This window comes from Mesorhizobium sp. M5C.F.Ca.IN.020.29.1.1 (assembly GCF_003997375.1).
Lineage (GTDB): Bacteria > Pseudomonadota > Alphaproteobacteria > Rhizobiales > Rhizobiaceae > Mesorhizobium > Mesorhizobium wenxiniae.
The window spans coordinates 1-1,905 of the sequence record NZ_RZSW01000837.1; the positions used below are offsets into that span (position 1 = coordinate 1).

General features: G+C 61.7%; 2 protein-coding genes. One reads left to right on the top strand and one right to left on the bottom strand.

What is annotated here, in order from left to right:
• On the bottom strand, window positions 1–688 hold a 688-nt coding region (locus EOA85_RS34105), incomplete at its 3' end, for a B12-binding domain-containing protein (protein WP_127212623.1).
• Between the two features lie 270 nt (window positions 689–958).
• Between EOA85_RS34105 and EOA85_RS34110 the strand changes: the two genes are divergently transcribed.
• Window positions 959–1,905: trimethylamine methyltransferase family protein (locus EOA85_RS34110; RefSeq protein ID WP_206523449.1), on the top strand; the 947-nt coding region annotated here is incomplete at its 3' end.

Sequence of the window (1,905 nt, forward strand, 5' to 3'; positions counted from 1 at the left end):
CGCGGACGTTGTGCTTGCGCTTCATGAAGTCCTTGGCGGTCTCGACCGCCACGGCCGCGTCGCGGCAATAGGCGTCGGCGCCGACGGCTTTGCCGAATTCCTCGTTGAGCGGCGCACCGCCGACCAGCACGACATAGTCGTCGCGGATGCCCTTTTCCTTCATTGTATCGATGACGACCTTCATATAGGGCATGGTCGTCGTCAGCAGCGCCGACATGCCGACGATGTCAGGCTGGTGCTGTTCGATGGCGTCGAGATATTTTTCCACCGCATTGTTGATGCCGAGGTCGATGACGTCGAAGCCGGCGCCTTCCATCATCATGCCGACGAGGTTCTTGCCGATGTCGTGGATGTCGCCCTTGACGGTGCCGATCACCATCTTGCCCTGCTTCGGCGCGCCGGTGGCGGCAAGCAGCGGACGCAGGATGGCCATTCCCGCCTTCATCGCGTTGGCGGACAACAGCACTTCCGGCACGAACAGGATGCCGTCGCGAAAATCCTCGCCGACGATGCGCATGCCTTCGACCAGTGCCTCGGTCAGCACCTTGTAGGGCGCCCAGCCGCGCTCGAGAAGGATGTTGGTGCCTTCCTCGATCTCTTCCTTCAGCCCGTCATAAAGGTCGTCGTGCATCTGCTGCACGAGCTCGTCGTCGGAAAGCTCGGAAAGGATGATCTCGTCGTCGGCCATTTTTAATCCAGCTCCTTGCCGCACGGATACAGTTGCGGGGCCCCAATATCACGTCAATACCTAACCCGCTACAGGCTTGCGTCCATAGCTGATTTGCGACTTCCCGCAAAAGGAAAGCGACTGCAAATCTATTGGAATTCTTGTCGATTTTGCGACAGGCGTTGGCGCTGGCGGGCCGTTTCGAATAGGGTGCATGGCTACGATCCGGCCAGAAGCCGCGATATGCGGCCGTAATAATCAGGCCAGAACAAAAGTCAGGGAAGAACGATCATGAGTGAGAACGCGCCGGTCGACCAGGAAGCGTCAAACGCGCGGCGCGGACGCGCCGCCAGCGGTGGTGCCGCTGCCCGCCGGGCAGCGCGCTCGGGTGGCGGCCCCGGCACCCAGCTCACCTACATCAAGCGCAGGATCAACGTCTATGAGGTGCTGGACGAGGAAGGGCTGGCGCTGATCGAGAAGAACACCGACACGGTGCTCGAGGAGATCGGCATCATCTTTCGCGACGACGCGGAGGCGCTGCAGCTGTGGAAAGAGGCCGGCGCCGACGTCAAAGGCGAGCGCGTGCATTTCCCGAAGGGCCTCTGCCGCTCACTTTTGAAATCCGCGCCGTCCGTCTATACCCAGCATGCGCGCAATGCCGAACGTTCGGTGCAGATCGGCGGCAACGCCACCGTCTTCGCGCCGGTCTACGGCCCGCCCTTCGTGCGCGACCTCAATGGCGTCAGGCGTTATGCGACGATCGAGGACTTCCGGAATTTCGTGAAGCTCGCCTATATGGCGCCGTCGATACACCATTCGGGCGGCACGGTGTGCGAGCCGGTCGACGTGCCGGTCAATAAACGCCATCTCGACATGGTCTACAGCCACATCAAATATTCGGACAAGCCGTTCATGGGCTCGGTCACCGCGCCCGAGCGCGCCGAAGACACGGTGGCGATGGCCAAGATCGTGTTCGGCGACGATTTCGTCGAAAACAACACGGTGCTAACCAGCCTGATCAACGCCAATTCGCCGATGGTGTTCGACGAGACCATGCTGGGTGCGCTGAAAGTCTATTCGCGTCACAACCAGGCCTGCATCGTCACGCCGTTCATTCTCGCCGGCGCAATGAGCCCGGTGACGGTCGCCGGCACGCTGACCCAGGTTCTGGCCGAAGTGCTGGCCGGCGCGTCGTTCACGCAGCTGATCCGGCCGGGCGCGCCGGTGCTGTTCGGCAC